General features: G+C 67.3%; 17 protein-coding genes. 7 read left to right on the top strand and 10 right to left on the bottom strand.

Features of this window, described 5'->3' with window-relative positions:
- Positions 1 to 126: 126 nt before the first annotated feature.
- Positions 127 to 981: an endonuclease/exonuclease/phosphatase family protein gene (locus ARC23_RS01550; RefSeq protein WP_057495587.1), complete on the top strand. Its 855-nt coding sequence runs from the start codon at positions 127 to 129 to the stop codon at positions 979 to 981.
- A 140-nt stretch (positions 982 to 1,121) separates the two neighbouring features.
- On the opposite strand, the gene ARC23_RS01545 is transcribed toward ARC23_RS01550, so the two are convergent.
- The gene (locus tag ARC23_RS01545; RefSeq protein WP_049458515.1) at positions 1,122 to 1,733 is read right to left on the bottom strand and encodes a superoxide dismutase; all 612 of its coding nucleotides are present in this window, start codon (positions 1,731 to 1,733) and stop codon (positions 1,122 to 1,124) included.
- A gap of 219 nt (positions 1,734 to 1,952) precedes the next feature.
- Here ARC23_RS01545 and ARC23_RS01540 point away from each other — a divergent pair, with 219 nt between their 5' ends.
- Positions 1,953 to 2,405 carry a guanyl-specific ribonuclease gene (locus ARC23_RS01540; protein ID WP_057495586.1) on the top strand — a complete coding sequence of 151 codons (453 nt, stop codon included), beginning with the start codon at positions 1,953 to 1,955 and terminating at the stop codon, positions 2,403 to 2,405.
- Positions 2,405 to 2,818, top strand: a complete 414-nt coding sequence (locus tag ARC23_RS01535; RefSeq protein ID WP_057495585.1) for a barstar family protein — start codon at positions 2,405 to 2,407, stop codon at positions 2,816 to 2,818. Before ARC23_RS01540 ends, ARC23_RS01535 begins: the two co-directional genes overlap by 1 nt.
- A 106-nt stretch (positions 2,819 to 2,924) precedes the next feature.
- On the opposite strand, the gene ARC23_RS01530 is transcribed toward ARC23_RS01535, so the two are convergent.
- On the bottom strand, positions 2,925 to 4,685 hold the full coding sequence (locus ARC23_RS01530) for a hypothetical protein (RefSeq protein WP_057495584.1): 1,761 nt from the start codon (positions 4,683 to 4,685) through the stop codon (positions 2,925 to 2,927).
- 10 nt (positions 4,686 to 4,695) lie between these two features.
- Positions 4,696 to 5,295, bottom strand: coding sequence for an NfuA family Fe-S biogenesis protein (locus ARC23_RS01525; RefSeq protein WP_005410314.1), 600 nt, complete (start codon positions 5,293 to 5,295; stop codon positions 4,696 to 4,698).
- Positions 5,296 to 5,385: 90 nt separating this feature from the next.
- Between ARC23_RS01525 and ARC23_RS01520 the strand changes: the two genes are divergently transcribed.
- The 3 genes from ARC23_RS01520 (at position 5,386) to zupT (ending at position 7,057) form a co-directional block, all read left to right on the top strand.
- Positions 5,386 to 5,736, top strand: coding sequence for a 4a-hydroxytetrahydrobiopterin dehydratase (locus tag ARC23_RS01520; protein WP_057495583.1), 351 nt, complete (start codon positions 5,386 to 5,388; stop codon positions 5,734 to 5,736).
- Complete coding sequence (locus tag ARC23_RS01515; RefSeq protein WP_057495582.1) at positions 5,733 to 6,149, top strand: energy transducer TonB; 417 nt, start codon at positions 5,733 to 5,735, stop codon at positions 6,147 to 6,149. Before ARC23_RS01520 ends, ARC23_RS01515 begins: the two co-directional genes overlap by 4 nt.
- A gap of 98 nt (positions 6,150 to 6,247) precedes the next feature.
- Positions 6,248 to 7,057: a zinc transporter ZupT gene (zupT, locus tag ARC23_RS01510; RefSeq protein WP_057495581.1), complete on the top strand. Its 810-nt coding sequence runs from the start codon at positions 6,248 to 6,250 to the stop codon at positions 7,055 to 7,057.
- A 102-nt stretch (positions 7,058 to 7,159) separates the two neighbouring features.
- Here zupT and ARC23_RS01505 read toward each other — a convergent pair whose 3' ends face one another.
- Positions 7,160 to 8,134: an RluA family pseudouridine synthase gene (locus tag ARC23_RS01505; protein WP_057495580.1), complete on the bottom strand. Its 975-nt coding sequence runs from the start codon at positions 8,132 to 8,134 to the stop codon at positions 7,160 to 7,162.
- Between the two features lie 407 nt (positions 8,135 to 8,541).
- On the opposite strand from ARC23_RS01505, the gene rne reads away from it, so the two are divergent.
- A complete protein-coding gene (rne, locus tag ARC23_RS01500) occupies positions 8,542 to 11,781 on the top strand; it encodes a ribonuclease E (protein WP_057495579.1) in 3,240 nt (1,079 codons plus the stop codon).
- A 175-nt stretch (positions 11,782 to 11,956) separates the two neighbouring features.
- Here the strand turns inward: rne and ARC23_RS01495 are convergent, their stop codons facing one another.
- The 6 genes from ARC23_RS01495 to ARC23_RS01470 are packed head-to-tail and all read right to left on the bottom strand — an operon-like array spanning position 11,957 to position 20,671.
- Complete coding sequence (locus ARC23_RS01495) at positions 11,957 to 12,844, bottom strand: endonuclease/exonuclease/phosphatase family protein (protein WP_057495578.1); 888 nt, start codon at positions 12,842 to 12,844, stop codon at positions 11,957 to 11,959.
- A 2-nt stretch (positions 12,845 to 12,846) separates the two neighbouring features.
- Positions 12,847 to 16,014, bottom strand: a complete 3,168-nt coding sequence (locus ARC23_RS01490; protein ID WP_057495577.1) for a discoidin domain-containing protein — start codon at positions 16,012 to 16,014, stop codon at positions 12,847 to 12,849.
- Complete coding sequence (locus ARC23_RS01485) at positions 16,011 to 16,847, bottom strand: carbohydrate ABC transporter permease (RefSeq protein WP_057495576.1); 837 nt, start codon at positions 16,845 to 16,847, stop codon at positions 16,011 to 16,013. Before ARC23_RS01485 ends, ARC23_RS01490 begins: the two co-directional genes overlap by 4 nt.
- Positions 16,844 to 17,725, bottom strand: coding sequence for a carbohydrate ABC transporter permease (locus ARC23_RS01480; RefSeq protein WP_006456348.1), 882 nt, complete (start codon positions 17,723 to 17,725; stop codon positions 16,844 to 16,846). Before ARC23_RS01480 ends, ARC23_RS01485 begins: the two co-directional genes overlap by 4 nt.
- The gene (locus ARC23_RS01475; protein WP_057495575.1) at positions 17,722 to 19,062 is read right to left on the bottom strand and encodes a sugar ABC transporter substrate-binding protein; all 1,341 of its coding nucleotides are present in this window, start codon (positions 19,060 to 19,062) and stop codon (positions 17,722 to 17,724) included. The genes ARC23_RS01480 and ARC23_RS01475 overlap by 4 nt, the downstream gene beginning before the upstream one ends.
- 4 nt (positions 19,063 to 19,066) lie before the next feature.
- On the bottom strand, positions 19,067 to 20,671 hold the full coding sequence (locus tag ARC23_RS01470; RefSeq protein ID WP_057495574.1) for a glucoamylase family protein: 1,605 nt from the start codon (positions 20,669 to 20,671) through the stop codon (positions 19,067 to 19,069).
- Positions 20,672 to 20,889: the final 218 nt, after the last annotated feature.

The following is a 20,889-nucleotide window of genomic DNA, read 5'->3' as shown; positions in this document are numbered from 1 at the left end:
TTACCGGAACCGGGGCTTGCGAAGCACGCTGCAGGGCTGCATGACAACGGTGGCAAACCATGGCAGGCAACACCGGCCCTGCCGGAAGTCACGGCACCTGCACGATGAAAGCGTAAACTTATCGTTATGCGCTCCCTCACCCACGCCCGCCGCCTGCTCAGCTGCCTTGCGCTGGTGCTGGCGTTGCAGGCGCAGGCTCAGGCGCGGCCACAGGCGCCGGCCGCTGCCGCCCCGGACGCCGAGCCACGCCAGCTGACGGTGGCGGCGCTGGAACTGCCCAGCCGCGACGACGCGCAATGGAAGCTGCGCCGCGAGCAGGTCGCGCAGCTGCTCACCGAACTGCAGCCGGACGTGATCTCGGTGCAGCAGGTGCTGCAGCAGCAGGGCCGCAACCCGGCCTGCTGGCTGGCCAGCCGGCTGCGCTACAGCTGCGACTTCGTCACCGCCGACCCGCCCAGCCAGTCGCTGCGGCATGGCAACGCGATGCTGACCCGGTTGCCGGTCAGCGAAGACGGGGTCACCCTGCTGCATCCCCCGGGCACGTTCAGCGCGGCCGGCATGATGCGCCTGAAGCTGGGCCAGGCGCTGGTGAACATCTACGTGGCGCGGTTGCGCCCGGACCCGGACGAGACGGCCGCCCGCCAGCATCAGACCAGCGACCTGATGACCTGGATCGGCGCCACCGCCGAAGGCATGCCCAGCCTGATCGCCGGTGATTTCTCGGCAACCACGGTGGAACTGGTGCGCAGCACGCCCGGCTTCCAGCCGGCCCGGCGCAATCCCGGCGGCCGCCCCGAACCACCTGCGGCCAGTGGGGGCGGCGCCAGTGGCCACGGCCTGGACGTGCTGTTCCAGGTCAAGCACTTTGGTGGCATCCGCCAGCAGCCGATCCTGCTGCCGGCCGACGGTGACCTGCCCGGCCTGCGCCTGGGCGTGATGGCGACCCTGCGCCTGCAGGGTGATACGGCGTCTGCCGACTAGGTAGTGCGGGCCGCTGGCCGGCTCCTCCGGCACCACACGGTTGCCGGCCAGCGGCCGGCACCAGCGGATGACCGCTGCAACAGAAAAGGCCGGAGTCTCCCCCGGCCTTTTCATTTCATCCAGTCATCCAGTGACGCAGATCAGGCAATCGCATCCTGGTAACGGCGCTCGACTTCGTTCCAGTCGATGACGTTGAAGAACGCGCCGATGTATTCCGGGCGGCGGTTCTGGTACTTCAGGTAGTACGCGTGTTCCCACACGTCCAGGCCGAGGATGGGGGTGTTGCCTTCCATCAGCGGGCTGTCCTGGTTGCCGGTGCTCTCGACCACGACCTTCTTGTCCGGGGTCACGCTCAGCCACGCCCAGCCGCTGCCGAAACGGGTCAGCGCCGCCTTGGTGAAGGCATCCTTGAACTTGTCGAAGCCGCCCAGGTCCTTGTCGATGGCCTTGGCCACGTCACCCACCGGGTTGCCGCCGGCATTGGGCGCCATCACCGTCCAGAACAGCGAGTGGTTGGCATGGCCACCACCGTTGTTGCGCACCGGGCCCTGCAGGTTCTCCGGCAGCGACTTGAGCTTCTTCACCAGCTCTTCGACCGGCAGGTCAGCGTACTCGGTGCCTTCCAGCGCCGCGTTGACGTTGTTGATGTAGGTCTGGTGATGCTTGGTGTGATGGATTTCCATCGTCGCCGCATCGATATGCGGTTCCAGCGCGTCGTAGGCGTAGGACAGCTTGGGCAGGGTGTAGGCCATGATGCATCTCCTGATTGCGAGGGCACCCGACGGCGTCGGGCGGTGCGCGGTGAATGATGGGGACAGACCATCAGATTACCAAGGGGGATGTAAAGGAAATTGCGTCCTGCCGGTGAGCATCAGGGCAATTGTTACGCGGCAGTGACGTGTCGCGCTCCTCATGCACCGTGCAGCGCGCAGGCGCTACAGTGCGTGCATCACCCTCGCCCGCCCCTGCCCATGCGCAACCCCCGGCTGCTGATCACCGCCATCGCCCTGCTCCTGCTCGGCCTGGTCGCCAACCATTTCCTGCAGCGGCCACCGGCGCCGCAGTTCGCGCCCGACCTGCAGGGCACGCCCGCCGCTCGCACAGTGGCGGCGCGAAGTGCCGGCGATGCCAGCGGGCTCCCGTCGTTCCTGCCCGCCGAGGCGCGGCAGACCATCGCCCTGATCCAGCGCGGCGGCCCGTTCCCGCACCGCCAGGACGGCAGCACCTTCGGTAACCGCGAGCAGCAGTTGCCGCAGCGTCCGCGCGGCTACTACCGCGAGTACACCGTCGATACCCCGGGCGCGCGGACCCGCGGCACGCGCCGCATCGTCACCGGCGGCGATCCGCCGGAGGCGTGGTACTACACCGATGACCACTACGCGTCATTCCGCAGCTTCACCGTACCGGCCCAGGGAGCGCAGTGATGAGCCACGATGATTTCGGCCTCGGCCTGCATGACATCAACAATGCCGGCGTTTACGCCATCGACAGCGAGGACATCGGCGCGCTTTCCGCGGCGATGCGCGATGCCGGCCTGAAAGTGATCCGCATCGATCTGGAAGGCGTGGCGGACAAGCGCACATTGCTGGCCCGGCTGGCCGCGCAGCTGGATTTCCCGGCCGGCTTCGGCGGCAACTGGGATGCCCTGTCAGACAACCTGCGCGACCTGCAGTGGCTGCCGGCCAACGGCTATGCACTGTTCCTGGCCGACGTGGACGCACTGCGGGCCGCCACGCAGAAGGACTTCGGCACCCTGCTGGACGTGATGGACGAGACCAGCCGCGACTGGGTCGGCCGCGACGTACCGTTCTGGGTGTTCCTGTCGCAGAGCGCGTAAGGTCACTGCCTTGGCGGATGCCGACCTTGGTCGGCATTTCTGTGCCAACCAGGGTTGGCACCCACCAAAGCGCGAGCCGGCCAGCGTGTGGGGCGTGGCCCCTTGCCTACCGGCTGCCGTTGTTTTCCTGCAGGTCCTTCTTGAACGGGATGTCCGGCGGCGGGCGCGCCACGGCCGGCTGGTCCTGCATGTTCGGATCACTCAGGCCGCAACCGCCACCGGCCTGCAGGATCGAGATCACGCAGGAAATCCGCGTGCTGGTTCCCGGCAGGGGAATCTCCATCGTCTGGATGCCCTTGCGCACCCACTCGGCCAGCAGCGATTCCTGCGGTACCCAGTATTTGTCGAACGAGGTGGGCGTGTAGTCATAAGGCGGCCGCTTCAACCACGTGCCCGACTGGGCAATGCGCTCCCTGCTCCAACCATCATTGGCGCCACCAGGCGCACCGCGCTCGGCATGCCCCTCACCGTCCTGCCCCGGCACGCGCACACTGCCATCGGCATTGAACAGGCCACTGCCCTTGCCGGCAGTACTGGCCTGGCGGGCACCGTTGCTGCTGCCGTCGCGGTTGCGGCTGGAAGCCCCCCAGTCATCGCCCTTGGCAGGTGTCGCCCAGTTGCCTGGATCAGGCGCCGGGCGCGCTCCCGCGTTTGCCGGTGTGCTGCTGGATGCTGACGGGCGCGCGCTGCTGCTCGCCTGCGTCGCGCCGCCATGGGCCGCAGTCGCAGGCGTCGCCGTGGCACTGCCACTGGAGGATGCCGGCGCTGCCACCGGTGCCGAGGCCACTTCACGTTCCCGCACCTGCACGTCGCGGCCAGTGGTCGCGCGTACGGCGGGCTCACGCCCGGCCACCGCCGCCATCCGTACCTGCGGATCGGCCACGGCCTGCACTTCACGTTCGCGCACCTGCACGTCGCGCTGCGGCACGCGCACCTGCACATCGGCCGTGCGCAGCGGCTGCGGTGCAACCGGCGCATCGACCGTACTGACTTCGCGTTCGCGCACCTGGATGTCACGCACCTGCGGCGTGCGCACGGCCAGCTCCGGGGTACGCACCTGGCTTGGTGTCGGCGGCGCCTGCACCGGCCGCACGCTGCGCTCGCGCACAGCGGGTGTGCTGTCACGCGGTACGACGCTGACTTCGGTGCGCGGCACACTGACCGGCGGCACCACGAAATCCGTGCTGGCCTGCGCCACGTCGGTGGCCTGGACGGGCGAAGGCGGCGGCGCGGCCACCGGCGTCGGCTCGGCTTCGGCCGGCGGTGGTGGAACGCTGGCGGTCGGCGTGGATGCCGGGGATGAGGCGGTGGCTTCGGCAGCGACCGGACGCGGCGCAGGGGCCGTGGCAGCGCCCGCCTCCTGGCCCGTCGCAACCCGACCGGCCGGCGCGGCCGCAGCCGCTTCAGCGCCTGGCTGATCGCCGCCGCCCTCCTGGCTGGCGCGGCCGACGAATTCCACCTGAACGCGCTCGCCCTCGGCGCCCTCTTCGTCCGGCGCCGTGGTGCGGATCACCGCCACCCACAGCAGCAGAACAAAGAACAGTAGATGCAGCAGCGCACTGGCCAGCGCGGAAGTCCAGCGCATCCAGCGCTGGTCCCGCGGCGCGGCATCCCAGTCCTGCCAGAACAGGCGGCGCACGGCCTGCCAGGGTGACAAGCCCGGCAGCCGGCCCGGCGGGCCCGGCAGCGGGCGCGGCAGCAGCACCGCAATCACCTCACGGGCGTGCAGTGGCCTGGGCAGCGGACCCAGTGAGCGCAACCACAGCGCCCAGCCATACGGCAGGCGCGTGGTCTTTTCGAGGATAGTGCCTGGCTGCTGGCGCGCCAGCAGCAGGTCGATGAGTTGCTCGGCCCGGGTCAGAGGCACGCGTCGGCGATCAGGCGGCGTTGCCGCGCGGAATGTACGGCGCGTGGCCGCTGTCGTGGTCGGTCGCGTCACGCACAGCGGTCACGCCCGGCACGCGTCCCATCAGGGTCTTTTCGATACCCTGCTTGAGGGTCACGTCGGCCATGCCGCAGCCCTGGCAACCGCCACCGAAGCGCAGCAGCACCACGCCTTCGGCCGAGACTTCCTGCACGGCCACCTTGCCACCATGCGAAGCCAGCTGCGGATTGATCTCGTTTTCCACCACCCAGTGCACACGCTCGACCAGCGAGGCCGCATCGCCGGGCGCTTCGCCCTTGATGCGCGGCGCCTTGATGGTCAGCTGCTGGGTGCCGGCGCTGCCGGCGACGATATCGATCTCGGCGCCGTCGAGCCAACCGACGCTGCCGGCATCGACGTAGAGGGTGAACCCGTCGCAGTCCACCGCCCACTCGTCACCCAGCAGGTCGGTCGGCTCGGCGAATTCCAGCCGGGCGTCGGCACGCGGGGTTCCGGGATCGACGGCGCTCAGGCGCACGCCCATGCCGGGCACGCCCTCGCGTTCGATCAGCTTGCGGAAATGGGTCTGGGCAGTGTCGGAGATCTGGATCATCAGGCTATTCTAGCCAAGTAAGCGTCGGCCGCTCATTCGGTTTATACACCGTCCGGCGCATTGTTCAGTCAATACGAGGTGGAGGAACCCATGTCCGACCTGATTCCGCTGGCACAGGCGCACTGCGTGCCGCGAAAGGGCAGCGACCACAAGCTGGGCGAGGCCCGCCTGGCCGAGCTGCTGCCGCAGGTGCCGGGCTGGGAGCTGGCCGAGGCCGGCCAGGCGCTGGTGCGCACCTTCCGCTTCAGGAACTACTACGAAACGATGGCCTTCGTGAACGCGCTGGCCTGGATCGCCCACCACGAGGACCACCACCCGGACCTGGGCGTGCACTACGACCGCGCCGTCGTGCGCTATTCCACCCACGACGTGGGCGGCCTGAGCGAGAACGACTTCATCTGCGCGGCAAAGACTTCGGCCCTGACGGAGCAACTGCCATGAACGTACGCCTGCTGAGCCTGTCCCTGATTGCTGCGACCGGCCTGTCCGGCTGTGGCCCGTCCGAGCCGCCGGCACCGCCGCCGCCGCCGCCGACCGAAGTGGCCGCGGTGAAGACCCCGCCGCCACAGTACCCGCTTGAACTGGCGTGCATGGGCGTGGGTGGCACCAGCACCTTCAAGGTGACAATCGGAACCGACGGCAAGCCCAGCGAGGTGGCCCTGCTGACCGGCGCCGGCAATCCGCAGCTGGACGAACTGGCCAGGACCGCCGTGCAGGGCTGGCAGTTCAAGGCCGCGACCCGCAACGGCCAGGCGGTGCCGGCCACCATCCAGGTGCCGGTCAGCTTCAACCCGCCGCAGCCGAAACCGGACCAGTGCTTCGCGATCGAAGAACGCCTGCGCCGCGGCGGCTGATCGCGCGCACCCCGACGAGGCCCGCCGACGCCCGCCTCGCTCTCGCCGCCCCGGCCTTGCCCGGGGCGGTTGTCTGTTGACCAGGACCGCGTCGGTACATGCTGCAGATTCCCCCCGAAAACATCTGGATCGCGCTCGCTGTCACCCTTGCGGCCGGCCTGGCAACGGCCATCGGCAGCCTGCTGGTGTTGTTCTCGCGCCGCCCCAATCCGCGCCTGCTGGCGTTCGGCCTGGCCTTCGCCGGCGGCGCGATGGTCTATGTGTCGCTGTCGGAGATCCTCAACAAGTCCATCGCATCGTTCGCTCTGGCCTATGGCGAGCGCACCGGCTTCACCTACGGCACGCTGGCGTTCCTGGCCGGGGTGATCGTGATCGTGCTGATCGATCACTTCATTCCCAATCCGCATGACAGCCTCGACAAGCAGGACCCTGCGTTCCGCGAAAACAGCCGCGAGTACCTGAAACGGGTCGCGCTGCTGACCTCGGTGGCGATCACCGCGCACAATTTCCCGGAAGGGCTGGCGACCTTCTTCGCGACCCTGGAAAGCCCGTCGGTGGGCATGCCGCTGGCCTTCGCCATCGCCATCCACAACATTCCCGAGGGCATCGCGATTGCGGTGCCGGTGTACTTCGCCACCCAGAACAAGTTCTATGCGTTCAGCGCCAGCCTGCTGTCCGGCCTGGCCGAGCCGGTGGGCGCAGCGCTGGGCTACTGGCTGCTGTCCGGATCGCTGTCGCACGCCACCTTCGGCTGGGTGTTCGGGCTGATTGCCGGCGTGATGGTGTTCCTGGCACTGGATGAGCTGCTGCCAGCGGCCAAGCGCTACGCCAAGGGCCACGAAACCGTTTATGGCCTGGTGGCGGGCATGGGCACGCTGGCGATCAGCCTGGTGCTGTTCAAGTGGTGAGGGACTCCCGGCTCGCCCTGTAGAGTCGAGCCATGCTCGACTACTCTCCGGTCGGCTCGCGCGGAACGCCAGTCGAGCATGGCTCGACTCTACAAGGGTTCCTTACTTCAGGCGGTCCAGCGCCTCGGCCAGCTCATCGGCCAACGGCGCATTGAGCACATACGGGGTCTTGCCGTCGTCCAGCGCGAACTCCAGCGAGGCCGCATGCAGGAACAACCGCTTCAGCCCGATCTGCTCACGAAGCCGCTTGTTGACTGCCGGATCGCCGTACTTGTCGTCACCGGCCACCGGATGCCCCAGATGCTGGGCATGCACGCGGATCTGGTGCGTGCGGCCGGTCTCGATGCGCACCTCGCAATAGGAATGGCCACCGCGGCGCTCCAGCACCCGGAAGTGGCTGATCGATTCCTTGCCGATCGCGTTGACCTGCACATGGCGCTCGCCGCCCTGGCGCAGGCCCACGTGCAGCGGCGCGTCCACCGTCATCACACCGTCCGGCATGCGCCCGGCCAGCAGGGTCAGGTAGCGCTTGCGGATGCCGGCGCCGTGGTCCTCGCGCAACAGCGCCTGCAGCTCGCTCAGCGCCGAGCGCTTCTTGGCCACGATCAACAGGCCTGAGGTGTCGCGATCCAGCCGGTGGACCAGCTCCAGGGTCTGCCCCGGGCGCAGCGCACGCAGCGTCTCGATCGCGCCGAAACTGATGCCGCTGCCGCCGTGGCTGGCCACGCCGGTGGGCTTGTTCAGGGCCAGCAGGCGCGCGTCCTCGAAGACGATGGCCCGCTCCAGCCGGCGCATGAACGCTTCGGGTGGGCCCGCCTTGTCTCCTTCTTCCGTGAGACGGACTGGCGGAACACGCACCTCATCGCCCGCCTCCAGCTTGCGTTCGGCCTTGGCGCGGCCGCCATTCACGCGGACCTGGCCGCTGCGCACCAGCTTGTAGACCAGGCTGCGCGGGGCGCCCTTGAGCTGGCCCAGCAGGAAATTGTCCAGGCGCTGGCCGGCACGGTCGTCGGGAACGGTGATCATGCGCACGGACGGCTTGTCGCCGGCTGGCTGGGTGGGGTCTGAGGCAGTCATCTGGCTGTTTATTCTGTTACACTCGGGGGGCGAGATAAGGGATTGATTTCGTTGGAAGTTACTCAGGGCCAGAAGCCCAGCTTCCGACGAATCCGGCACAGTGCGCGACCACCGCCCGCGGGGCGGCCATGTTAGCGGCTCACCGGCCTTCCCGGCCATCGCCGGATGCCTGACACGCAACCGTGCTGAACATGTCCCGCGTGGCGCTCCAGCCTGGCTGACAGCTGCCTGCGGCCCTGCAACACCCAAAACCCATAAGAGTGAAGCGCTCCCGCGGCCTGCCGTGGTGTCGTAGCGCTGGAAACCCAAGCCGCCCTCCCCGCGCTTGCGCGAATGGGCGGCGAGCCGTGTCCAGAGGCGAAACCCCATGGCGTTCCGCGCGGTAGCCGCTTGCGAGGAACGCAACAATGAAGCGAATGCTGATCAACGCCACGCAGGCTGAAGAGCTGCGTGTTGCCATCGTGGATGGCCAGTCGTTGTATGACATCGACATCGAACAGCCGTCGAAGGAACAGAAGAAGTCCAACATCTACAAGGGCCGGATCTTCCGCATCGAGCCCTCGCTGGAAGCGGCCTTCGTCGAATACGGCGGTGGCCGTCATGGCTTCCTGCCGCTGAAGGAAATCTCCCGCGACTACTTCCAGGCCGGCGTCGACCACAACAAGGCCGGCATCCGCGAGCTGCTCAAGGAAGGCCAGGAAATCGTCGTCCAGGTCGACAAGGAAGAGCGTGGCAACAAGGGCGCGGCCCTGACCACGTTCATCTCGCTGGCCGGCCGCTACATGGTGCTGATGCCGAACTCGCCCAGCGCCGGCGGTGTTTCCCGTCGGATCGAGGGCGAAGACCGTGCCGCCCTGAAGGACGCGCTGGACAAACTGAACATCCCCGACGACATGGGCGTGATCATCCGCACCGCCGGCGTCGGCCGCGATGCCGAAGAGCTGCAGTGGGACCTGGACTATCTGCTCAATGTCTGGCGCGCCATCGCCGACGCCGCGCTGAGCAAGCCGGCCCCGTTCCTGATCTACCAGGAATCGCGCCTGATCGTGCGCGCCCTGCGTGACTACCTGCGCGCCGACATCGGCGAGATCCTGGTGGACACCGAGGAAATGTACGAGCACGCCCGCGAGTTCATGCAGCAGGTGATGCCGCAGACCCTGCGCAAGCTCAAGCATTACAAGGACGACATCCCGCTGTTCAACCGCTTCCAGATCGAATCGCAGATCGAGGGCGCCTACGAGCGCAACGTGCGCCTGCCGTCGGGCGGCTCGATCGTGGTCGACCAGACCGAAGCGCTGACCGCGGTCGACGTGAACTCCTCGCGCGCCACCAAGGGCAGCGACATCGAGGACACCGCGTTCCAGACCAACCTGGAAGCGGCCGAAGAAGTGGCCCGCCAGCTGCGCCTGCGCGACCTCGGTGGCCTGGTGGTGATCGACTTCATCGACATGGCCTCCAACAAGCATCAGCGCGAAGTCGAGAACCGCCTTGCCAATGCGCTGAAGTACGACCGCGCACGCGTGCAGGTCGGCCGCATCTCGCGCTTCGGCCTGCTGGAAATGAGCCGCCAGCGCCTGCGCCCGAGCCTGGGCGAATCCAGCCAGATCGTCTGCCCGCGCTGCGACGGCCACGGCCGCATGCGCAGCGTCGAGTCGCTGTCGCTGTCGATCATCCGCGTTGCCGAAGAGCACGCGATGAAGGAAAACACCGGGCAGGTGCTGGTGCAGGCCCCGGTGGAGATCGCCAACTACCTGCTGAACGAGAAGCGCAGCGCGCTGCGCGAGATCGAGCGCCGTCACGAAGCGCCGATCGTGATCGTTGCCGACGAGCAGCTGCACACCCCGCACTACACCGTGACCCGCCTGCGCGAGAACGAGCTGGGTGAAGAGAGCAACAAGCCCAGCTACCAGCGTGGCACCCCGCGCAAGCTGCCGGTGCATGCGCTCACCAAGGGCCAGCTGAACATCCCGCCGCCGGCGGTGACCCAGGTCAAGCACACCTCCCCCGCCCCGGTGCGCGAGGACGTGGAGCCGGCCAAGGCCGCGCCGGCTCCGGTTGCCGCAGCGCCGGTGGCACCGGCCCCGAGCGGTGGCGTGATCGGCTGGCTCAAGCGCGTGTTCGGTGGCGAACCGGCGCCGGCCCCGGCGGCAGCGCCGGCGGCACGCCAGCAACAGGATGGCGGCCGCAAGGACCGCAACAAGGATCGCAACAAGGACCGCAAGGACCGCCGCGACGACAACCGTGGCAATGGTGGCAACGGCAACGCGCAGCAGCAGAAGGACGGCGGCAACCGCAAGGACCGCGGCGAGCAGCGCAAGGACGGCCGCAACGGCAACAACGGCAATGCCCAGCAGCAGCCGCAGCAGGGCAAGCAGAAGGAGCCGCAGCAGAAGGATGGCCAGCCGCAGCAGAACAAGCCGCGCAACGAGCAGCAGGGCCAGAACCAGGGCCAGCAGCAGCCGAAGCTGAAGCAGCCCAAGCAGCCGCGTCCGCAGCAGCAGGACGGCGACAAGCCGGCCGACAAGCCGCAGCGCAGCGCCGCCGAGGCACCGGTCGACGCAGTGACCGCAGCTGCCGCTGTGGCCGCCAACGCCGTCGCCGCCAACGTGGTGACCGCGCAGGAAGCCACTGCACCGGTCGCCCCGGTTGCCCCGGTGGCCGCCGCTCCGGTGGACGCAGTACCGGTCGAGACCGCTGCCGGCGAGGCCGAGGTGGTTGCGGTTGCCGGTGAAGAGGCTGCAACCGACGCCCATGGCGAGCAGGCAGGCGAAGGTGCGACCCGCCGTCGTCGTGGCCGTCGTGGTGGCCGCCGTCGTCGTCGCGGTGGCGCCGAGAACGCCGCCGGCAGCGATGCCCTGGGCGATGACCAGGATGACGCTGACGAAGGTGATGACAGCGACAGCACCGACCAGGTTGCCGACAGCAACGCCGGGGCTGCGCCGGTTGCCGTGGTGCAGCCGACGCGCTCGCAGCCGGAGTTTGATTTCGATGATGAAGCCGAGCCGGCGACCGTTGAAGCCGACAAGCCGGCCCGCGCTGCCGCTGCCGTGGCTGCCGCACCGGTTGCGGTGGTGAGCAGCGCCGTCGTCGCCCCCGCAGCGCCGGTCGTGGCCGAAGCTCCCGCCCCGGTCGAAACCGCAACCCAGGCCGGACCTGTGTCCTCGCCGGTGCAGACCAGCATGCTCGACGCCATCGACGCAGCGACCCCGGTCCAGCCGGTCGCCGCTGCCGCGCCGGTGATCGAAGCGATTGCGCCGGTGGCTGAAGCCAAACCGGTGGCGGTCGAGCCTGCGCAGGTGGTTGAAGCGAAGCCGGAGATGGTCGAAGCCGCTCCGGTGGTCGAAGCCAAGCCGGTGGCCGTTGAGGCTGCTCCGGTGGTCGAAGCCAAGCCGGTGGCCGTTGAGGCTGCACCGGTGGTCGAAGCAAAGCCGGTCGTCGAGCCCGTCGTGGCCGCCGAACAGCCGGTCGCTCCAGTGGCGGTGGAAGCCGCGCCGATCGAAGCCGCTGCACCGGTCGCCGAAGCGGTGCTGGCGCCGTCGATCGACCCGGTCGCCGATGGCCACGCCGACGCTGCAGCCCAGGCTGCAGAAGCCAAGGCCGACGAAGAAGACGAAGAGGCCGCCAAGCGCGCGCCGCCGGCGAACTGATCGCTCCTTGATCGCGTGAAAACGAAACGGCGGGGATCAATGATCCCCGCCGTTTCCATTTGTGCGTCGGGCGCGTGCAGCGCTCTGGTAGAGGCCAACCCTGGTTGGCGCCGTTGTTCGAGCGAACGCGGACACATCCGTGCCAACCAAGGTTGGCACCGACCGAAGCGTGCCGTCAGGGGTTCGGCGCGAACTGCAGGCGGGACCACACGCCGTAGTGATCGGAAGCCCAGCGACCGCTGTCATCGGGCTGGTCGAACAGGATCTCCGCTTCGCGCGCGACCATCGCGTCCTGCTGGAAGAAGATGTGGTCGATCCGCGACGGTGCCTGGTAGTAGTGCCGATTCAACGTGCTGACCCCGGCCAGGTCGGTGTTGACATGCACGCTGCCGTAGCTGTCACCGTAATGGCTGCGCAGCTCACTCAGGTCTCCGGCATCGACCAGCGCGTTGAAATCGCCGGCGATGACCACCGGTGCGCCTGCCGAGGTGGTGCTGATGAAGCGCAGCAGGTCCTCCACCTGGGTGCGCCGGATGCGCTGGCCACGCTCGTCGCTGCGCTCGTTCAGATGCGTCGCGTACACGTTCACCGGGCGGCCGTCGACATCAATACGCAGATGAGCCACCGTGCGGTAGTCATCCAGCGGTTGCAGCAGATGATCGCCGCGCGCCAGGATCGGGCGCCGGGTCAGCAACGCATTGCCATAGCGCTTGGGCGCGCCCACCGGATCGGTCGACACGAACACGTACTGGTAGCCCAGCTGGCTGGCCAGCCATTGGGCCTGGTTGCGCACGTTGCGGCGCTGGATCACCTCCTGCAGGGCCACTGCATCGGGTTGCAGGCGCTTGAGCTCGGCCAGAATGGTGCGGCGGCGGCTCGGCCAGTCCTCGCGGTCATGGTGCAGGTTGAACGTGACCATGCCCATGCCCGCTGCCCTGGCAACGTCGGTCGCCGCAGTCGTGGTGGCTGGCTCGGCCGCCATCACAACGCCCGGCAATGCCAACGCAATCGCCAGCCCCAGGGCGCGCACCGATGCGCGCGCCCTCGCTCCCAACTCCCTCATGGTTACTGCCCCTTGCGTTCGGCGCGGCGCACCGCGCTCGGTACATCGATCTCGACCCGCGCCGGCAGCTGGTGCACGTGCAGCTCCTTGTTGATCCACTCGGCCGCTTCGCCGTTGATGGTCGCCTCGCCCGGCTCACCGGTATACGGCCATGGCAGCACCACGCCGCCAACCGGTGGCAGCAGGCCCGGCTGCATCTCCAGCACCAGCTGCTTGTCGCTGCGTTGCAGGCGGTAGTTGAGCTGGCCCTGCGGCGTGCGCAGGCCCTGCACGGCGATGCCCTCACCCTGCAGCCACGACGTCGGCACGCCGGCAGCCAGCACCAGCGCGTCATCCATGTCGCGGCTGTAGGCGAACATGTCCAGCGCCGAACGCACGAAGTCCGACGCCACCCACGCATGCGGCAGGTCACCGACGAAGAACGGCTTGCGCGGCGTGCGCGAGACCACTTCGGCCCACTGGTTCCAGGCCTGCGGCGCACGGTCCTTGAAGAAGAACTCGGTCGCCTGCCAGGCACGATCGCGCCAGCCCAGGCGCACGAACGCCGCCACATTGCGCCACTCGTACGGGGTGTAGTCCTTCCACTCACGCGTGCCGTCGCGGCGGGCCACGAACTCCTTCCAGTAGCGCTCGAAGGTCGCCTCCAGGGCCTGCTGTGGCAGGCGGCCCTGCTCGCCGCCCGGGGCCAGCGCGATGGTGGTGGAGGTGGCATCGAAATCGCCCAGCTCGGCCGAACCCGGCAGGTAATCGATGTGATGCTGCTGCATCGCCGACAGCAGCGACGCCTGCAGGTCATCCCGGAACTGGTCGCGCGATTCGGCCATCTGCATCGCCTCGACCTTGCCGAGCTGGGCCGCCAGCAGCGCCGCGTCCTTGTAGCCGCGCAACGCCCAGAAGTTGTCCCAGTACGAATGCATCGGCTTGGCCGAATAGCCTTCGTGGCTGATCGAGGCCGGCATCATGCCGTAGAAGGCCGGATTGCGCGCACGGTTCTCTTCGGTACGCTCGCTGGCACGCAGCTGCTCCATGTAGGTGTAAGCGCCCTGCACGTGCGGCCACATCAGCTCGGCAAAGGTGCTGTCGCCGGTGTAACGCCCGTACTCGGCGATGCTGTAGATCAGTTCGCCGTGGCTGTCGTTCTCCGGCACCGGGTCGCTGCCGCGCGCATCGACACAGCACGGCACCTTGCCGTTCTCGAACTGGAACGGCGCATACCAGTTGATGTAGTCACGTACCGCGTCGCTGCGGCCCATGCGCAGCAGGCCTTCGGAAATCATCGCGCCATCGCGGATCCAGCTGCGCGCGTACGAACGCGTGCCCGGCTGCAGGCGCGGCCCCACGCGCGAAATCAGCATGTGCGCAACTGCCGTACGCAGGGTGTCGACCAGCGCCTGGCCGGCGGCGGGCACCTGCAGCGAGACCACGCCCAGCTTCTGCCGCCACTGATCGGCCACCTGCGCCTGCGCCTTGGCCACGTCCAGCGCCTTCGGCGCCCAGCCACCGGTCTGCGGCAGCACCACCGCCACTTCCCGGCTCTGCCCCGGCTCCAGCTTGATGGTGTACAGCAGCGCGCCGGAGGCCATGCCGGTGCTGTCCTTCACCGCGGTGGTGGACGGGTACCTGCCGTCCGCCAGATGCATCGCATCAAGCTTGCCATCGAAGGTACTGGCAAAGCGCGCGTCCGGCACCTGCAAAGGATAGAGGCGAGGCTCGCCATTGACCCGCACCAGCTGCTCGCCGACATCCAGCGCATCAATCCGGCTGAAACCGCCGACCGTGTTGAGGAACTGGGTGGGCGGATTGACCTGCCACGGGCGGATCGCCAGTGCCAGGGTGTACTCGTGCGCGACCTTGTCCGGATTGCTCAACCGGTAGCGGCCGATCAGCTGCGCACGCTCCGGGGTGCCCTGCACGAAGCTGGTCACCGCCAGCCCGACCTTCTCGTGCACCCAGTCAACATTGGCGATCGGCAGGTAATGGTCCTGCAGCGACTGGGTGATGGCGACCTTGGACCAGTCCAGCAGCTTGCCATCGAGGCGGATGAACGGCTCAATGCTGAAGCTGCCCTTGGCCGGCTCCAGCGCGCCGTCCTCGCTGATCAGCGCCTGTTCCTGGCCGCCATCGAGGCCGAGCAGGGTCCAGTAGGGCTGCTCGCCCACATACGCACGCGGCAGTGAACCGCGCGGCAGGTCGGCCGCCACCGAGGACAGGAACGCGTTCGGCGTCGCGGCGAAGGCCAGCGGCTTGAGCGTGATGTCACGTATGCCATAGCGCCAGTTCGGGCCATCGAGCAGATCGAAGCGCACGTAGCGTGCGTCGGTATCCGGCAGGGCCAGCCAGTCGCGGCCTCCCGCGCCCCCGGTCACCTCGCGCACCGTGCGCCAGTCGCGGCCATCCTCGGATGTCCGCACGGTGTAGCGATTGGCCTCCAGGTTCGGCAGCCAGTCGATCACCGCACCGCCGATTTCACGGCTCTTGTGCAGGTCCAGGCTGATGGTCTGCTGCTTGACCCCGCCGCTGATCCAGAACGTATCGCTCTTGCCGTCGATCATGCGGTCCTGCAGCGCGGTGGCGGTATCGGCGATCACCGACGGCACCAGCGCCGAATCATCCTGCGGTGGCAGGCCCTGCAGGGTCAGCTTGTCGAAGCACACCGTGCCACGCCCGCCGACCTTGCTGTAGATCGTGAACTCGACTGCGGCACTGCGCGCCATCTCCTTCTCGGGCGAGGGACCCCACGCCTTGTCGATCTGGCGACGACGGTATTCGACCAGCGTCCACGCCTTGGCGAAGCTGTAGCCCGGACGGTTGACCCACCAGACGTTGTCGCCGCTGGCGTCGATCAGCTTGAACTGCAGGTCGTTGGCCGGCGAATCGCCGCGCAGCTGGAAGCCGAAACGGTAATTGGCCGGGTATTGGATGTTCAGTGCGCGGCGGATGCCGACGTAGCCGGACACCTCGTGGAAGTCGTAGTCCAGGCACAGCGCGCGGCCACCGCCGGCGCCACTGACCGGGCGCAGCGAACCGCTGACCTGGTCGGACAGCACCAGCTTCCAGGCACCGATATCGTCGAAGTCGTCCAGCACTTTTGGTGCCGGCAGTGCCGGTGGTGCGGCGATCGCCAGGGAGGTCCACAACAGTCCCAGTCCAACGGCGATCGCTCGCTTCATCCCTTGACGCTCCCCAGCAACAGACCTTGGATGTAGTACCGCTGCAGCACCAGGAACAGCGCCAGCACCGGAACCACGGTGACCACCGCGCCGGCCATCATCATTTCCACATCCATGATGTGCTCGCGCGAGAGGGTGGCCAGCGCCACCGGCAAAGTGTAGTGCTCCTGGTCGGTCAACACGATCAGCGGCCACATGAAATCGTTCCATGCGCCCATGAAGGTGAAGATGGCCAGCGTCACCAGCACCGGCTTGAGCATCGGCAGCACGATCTGGAAGAAGATACGCAGCTCCCCTGCACCGTCGATGCGCGCCGCTTCCAGCAGTTCGTCCGGGATCGAGCGCGCGTACTGGCGCACCAGGAAGATGCCGAACACGCTGGCCAGCGCCGGCACGATCACGCCGCCGAAGCTGTTGACCAGGCCCAGCTGCTTCATCAGCAGGAACAACGGCAGCATCGCCACCTGCGCCGGAATCACCAGCGCCGCCATCAACACCTGGAACAGGCGTTCGCGGCCGACGAAGTTCAGCTTGGCGAAGGCATAGCCGGCCATGGTGTTGAGCAGCAGCGAGCCAAAGGTGATCGCCAGCGAGACCAGCAGGCTGTTGGCAAAGTTGCCGCCCATGCCGGTACGCGCGAACAACTCATGGTAGTTGTGCGTGGTGATGCTCGAAGGCAGCAGCGGCGGCGGGAAATGACTGGCCTCGCCCTGCGGCATGAACGAGACCGACACCATCCACAACAGCGGCGCCAGGCTGACCAGGGCCAGCACCAGCAACGCGCCATTGATCATCCACGGGTACCAGCGCGACTGGCCGATTTCACGACTCATACCAACTGCCTCCTGCGGCCAAAGCGGAGCATCACGGTGGTCACCGCCAGGATGATCAGGAACAGCAGGAACGCCACAGCCGATGCGCGTCCCAGGTTCCACCACTTGAAGCCTTCCTCGAACATGAAATACAGCACGCTGACGGTGCTCTGCAGTGGGTCGCCGCGGGTCATCACGTAGGGCTCGGCGAACAGCTGGAAGTAGCCGGACACGGTAATGACACCGACCACCAGCAGCACCGGGCCAAGCATCGGCAGGGTGATGTGCAGGAACTGCTTCCAGCGCGAGGCGCCGTCGATGCGCGCCGCCTCGTACAGGTCATGCGGGATCGCCTGCAGGCCGGCCAGGAAGATCACCATGTTGTAGCCGAAGTTCTTCCACACCGCGAACAGCATGATGGTCGGCATGGCCCAGTTGGGATCTCCCAGCCAGTCGATCGGACTGATGCCCAGGTGGCCCAGCCCGTAGTTCACCAGGCCGTAGCTGGTATGGAACAGGTAGCGCCAGATCACCGCCACCGCCACCAGCGTGGTCACCACCGGGGCGAACAGTGCGGTGCGGAACAGGGCCTTGAAGCGTGCGGCCGGTGCGTTGAGCAGCATCGCCGCGCCCAGCGACACCCCGATCGACAACGGCACGCCGATCAGCACGAAGTAGGTGGTGTTCCACAGCGACTTCCAGAACATCGGCGTCTGCAGCAGGTCGATGTAGTTGCCCAGGCCGACAAAGCGCAGGTTGCTGCTGTCGGCCAGCGCATACAGGTCGAAGTCGGTCACGCTCAGCGCCAGCGCCGAGGCCACCGGCAGGCCGAAGAACACGCCCAGCACGATCAACGAGGGGCCGGCAAAGATCCAGCCGGCAAGCGAAGTACGTTTCATTGCGCGCTCCCGGCGGCCACGGCACTGCTGGACTGCGACGACGGTGCGCGCTGCTGCAGGCGTTGTTGTTCATGCATCCAGCGGCGCTTGGCCAGCACCTTGTCCACGCGCTGGTCCAGCTCTTCCACCGCCTTGTCCTGCGCCAGGCCACCGCGCACCACCTTTTCGGTGACGATGCGCATTTCCTGCACGATGCGCTCCCATTCGAGCACCTTCGGCGTCGGCTTGACCCGCTCCAGCTGGTCGCGGAACGCCGCTGCCAGCGGATCATTGGCCAGCGACGGCGCGCTCCAGGTGCTGCGGCGCGGCGGCAGGTCGCCGATGATCGAATGGAATTGCGCCTGGATCCGCGGCCGCGATAGGAACTCGATCAGCTTCCACGACGCTTCCTTCTGCTGCGACTTGCGGAAGATCACCAGGCTGGTGCCACCGGCGATGCCGGCACCGGGGCCATCCGGGCCGGGAAGTGCCGCAGTACCCCACTGCCCTTCCAGTTCCTTCGGCTGCAGCTTCTTGAACTCACGGATGTTCCAGGGCCCGGAGATGTAGAACACGTTGAAGCCGCGGAAGAACTCGTCCCAGACGTTGGAGATCTGCGTCTCGGACATCTTCGGCGCCCAGCCCTGCTCGAACATGTTGGCGTAGAAGGCCAGCGTGCGGCGGAAACCCGGGCTGGCGAAGTTGCCCCGGGTGTCGTCGTCGCGCAGCAACGGATCGGGCTGCTGCAGGGCCAGCGACAGCTGCTGCTCGAACTCGTTGATCGGCATCAGCACCGCATAGCGGTTCGGGCCCTGCATGCGCTTGATCGCCGCCATCTGCTCGTCCCACTCGGCCCAGGTACGCGGCGGGTGGTCGTAGCCGGCCTTGGCCAGCAGGTCCTTGCGGTAGTAGATCAGGCGCGTATCGACGTACCACGGCACGCCTACCAGCTCCCCGTGGATCACGTTGGTATCCCAGATGCCCTGGAAGTAGTCCTTCTCATCAACCACCGCCGAGTGATCGACAAACGGCTGCAGCGGCGTCAGCGCATCGAGCTCGGCGAACTCGGGCACCCAGGTGTTGCCGAGCTGGCACACGTCCGGCAGGCCGTCGGCGGCAAACGCGGTCAGCAGCTTTTCGTGCGCGGCCGTCCAGGGAATGTTCTGCACATCCACCTTGATGCCGGGGTTCTCGGCCTCGAACTCGTGGATCAGTTCGCTGACCACCTCCGCTTCGCGACCCATTGCCCAGAAGCGCACGGTGGTGGTGCCCGGCTCGGTGCGTGCGCAGCCGGCCACGGCCAAAGCGGCCAGGGCGGGCAGCGCCCAGCGGCGCAGGCGGTCGGTCCAGTTCGGCATCAGGTTACTTGCCCTGGCCTGTGGTGCGGTTGGCATTGTTCTTCTGTTCCTGCGCGGCAGCCGCGCGTGATTCGGCGATACCCACCGCGCGTGCCGCCGCGGCCTTCTCATCCTTCTGCAGTTCAAGCGGCTGGAACGAGCCTTCCGGCGCCAGCCAGCCACCACTGAACCCGGCCCGCTCCAGTCCCTTGCGGATGTACGGGTTCTTCTTCATCACTTCCCACACGAAATCATCGCGGTAATTGGCGATCATGGTCAGGATCGGGCCCTGGTCGATGGCGATGTAGTCGCTGGCGACCCAGCCACGATCGGGGATGACGCGGCCGGTCTTGATCGGGATGTCGTAGTTGAAACTGGGGTTGAACGAATCCAGGAAGCCGTAGCTGGAATAGATGTAGTCGCCGTAGCGCTTGTGCATCTCCAGCGTGGCCGGGATCACCTGCTCGGGCGCGAACACCACCGAGGCGATCGCGGCGGTCGGGGCGATGGTGCCGTCATCGAAGTTCTCGCGCAGGCCGGCGCCGCGCGAGGAGTAATGGCGGAACTGGCGCTGCTCGCCGCGGTACTCCTGCGTGGTGTTCTGCGGGCCATCGCTGGCGGTCAGGCCCCACACGTTCTCGCCGTAGTCTTTCCATTGCATCGGATTGGCGATGGCGTATTCGCGCTGGGCCAGCGCAGCCGAACGGCTGTTGAGGAAATAGGTGCTGCCACGCTCGCGCATGTACGCGTCCTGGATATCGCGGAAGTCGATCCAGACGTGGCTGTACTGGTGGCCGAACAGCGGGCCGAAGGACAGGTATTCCTGGCCCTGGTAGACGCCCCAGTCGTTGTCGTAGGTGCGCGTCCACACCGTCCACGCATCCGGGCTGACCGGGTGCGTGGGCGAACCCAGGGCGAGGATGTAGACCATCATCGCCTCGTTGTAGCCCATCCAGTCATGGTCGATGAAGCCGCTCTCCGGGAACCAGCCCATCGAGATCAGCGGTGCACGCTGCTGCAGCCACGGCCAGTCGACCTTCTTGTACAAGGTATCGGCGATCTGGCGGATTTCCTTCTCGCGCGGATCGTCGCCGTCGTAGTACGACTGCGCGAACAGCACACCCATCATCAGCAGTGCGGTATCCACCGAGGACAGTTCGACCCAGCTGTCGTAGCGACGGCCTTCCTGCATGTCCAGGAAGTGGTAGTAGAAGCCCTTGTAGCCGGCCTTGCCGGTTCGCTGCGGGCCCATCGGCACGTCGCGGAAGAACTTCAGCGTGGTCAGCGTCCGATCGATCGCCTGGTTGCGGCTGACCCAGCCGTTCTCGATACCGATCGGATAGGCGGTCAGCGCGAAGCCGACCGAAGCGATGCTGGCGAACGGCCGCGACGGATAGCGGTCCGGGGTCAGGCCGTTCACTTCGTTGGTGGTGTCCCAGAAGAACTGGAAAGTGCGGCGCTCGATGTCGTCGAACAGCGGCGGCAGCTCCGGTTTCATCGGCCGCGGCGGTGCGTCGGCCTCGATCAGGATCACCGGCGGCCGCGGCTTGGCAGGCTCCTGCTGGGCCGGCTGGCAGGCGGCCACGCCCAGGCTCAGCGCGGCGGCGGACAACAGATGGCGTGCCTGCATGGCGCGGTTCCTCCGGTAGTCTGATCGATGGGAAAGCATAACGTCCAATGATCTGAAATCGTTTACAAGGCGCGCGCTTAAAAAACCACGATAGACGTGGCCTGACACCGCGATCATTGCCCACGCCGCTGCCCCCTGGCCGGCAGCGGCGTGGGCAATGGACCGGCACAAGGCCGGCCATTGCCGTTTTAACCGATGCCGCCAGCGAGCCGGCGGCA

The sequence above is a fragment of the Stenotrophomonas beteli genome (assembly GCF_001431665.1).
Classification (GTDB): Bacteria; Pseudomonadota; Gammaproteobacteria; order Xanthomonadales; family Xanthomonadaceae; genus Stenotrophomonas; species Stenotrophomonas beteli.
Note: the sequence above shows the minus strand (reverse complement) of the source record. Positions and strands in the feature narration are given on the sequence as shown.

Coding starts and splice junctions, on each gene's coding strand:
- ARC23_RS01550 (WP_057495587.1), top strand. CDS start 127: ATGCGCTCCCTCACCCACGCCCGCCGCCTGCTCAGCTGCCTTGCGCTG.
- ARC23_RS01545 (WP_049458515.1), bottom strand. CDS start 1,733: ATGGCCTACACCCTGCCCAAGCTGTCCTACGCCTACGACGCGCTGGAA.
- ARC23_RS01540 (WP_057495586.1), top strand. CDS start 1,953: ATGCGCAACCCCCGGCTGCTGATCACCGCCATCGCCCTGCTCCTGCTC.
- ARC23_RS01535 (WP_057495585.1), top strand. CDS start 2,405: ATGAGCCACGATGATTTCGGCCTCGGCCTGCATGACATCAACAATGCC.
- ARC23_RS01525 (WP_005410314.1), bottom strand. CDS start 5,295: ATGATCCAGATCTCCGACACTGCCCAGACCCATTTCCGCAAGCTGATC.
- ARC23_RS01520 (WP_057495583.1), top strand. CDS start 5,386: ATGTCCGACCTGATTCCGCTGGCACAGGCGCACTGCGTGCCGCGAAAG.
- ARC23_RS01515 (WP_057495582.1), top strand. CDS start 5,733: ATGAACGTACGCCTGCTGAGCCTGTCCCTGATTGCTGCGACCGGCCTG.
- zupT (WP_057495581.1), top strand. CDS start 6,248: ATGCTGCAGATTCCCCCCGAAAACATCTGGATCGCGCTCGCTGTCACC.
- ARC23_RS01505 (WP_057495580.1), bottom strand. CDS start 8,134: ATGACTGCCTCAGACCCCACCCAGCCAGCCGGCGACAAGCCGTCCGTG.
- rne (WP_057495579.1), top strand. CDS start 8,542: ATGAAGCGAATGCTGATCAACGCCACGCAGGCTGAAGAGCTGCGTGTT.
- ARC23_RS01495 (WP_057495578.1), bottom strand. CDS start 12,844: ATGAGGGAGTTGGGAGCGAGGGCGCGCGCATCGGTGCGCGCCCTGGGG.
- ARC23_RS01490 (WP_057495577.1), bottom strand. CDS start 16,014: ATGAAGCGAGCGATCGCCGTTGGACTGGGACTGTTGTGGACCTCCCTG.
- ARC23_RS01485 (WP_057495576.1), bottom strand. CDS start 16,847: ATGAGTCGTGAAATCGGCCAGTCGCGCTGGTACCCGTGGATGATCAAT.
- ARC23_RS01480 (WP_006456348.1), bottom strand. CDS start 17,725: ATGAAACGTACTTCGCTTGCCGGCTGGATCTTTGCCGGCCCCTCGTTG.
- ARC23_RS01475 (WP_057495575.1), bottom strand. CDS start 19,062: ATGCCGAACTGGACCGACCGCCTGCGCCGCTGGGCGCTGCCCGCCCTG.
- ARC23_RS01470 (WP_057495574.1), bottom strand. CDS start 20,671: ATGCAGGCACGCCATCTGTTGTCCGCCGCCGCGCTGAGCCTGGGCGTG.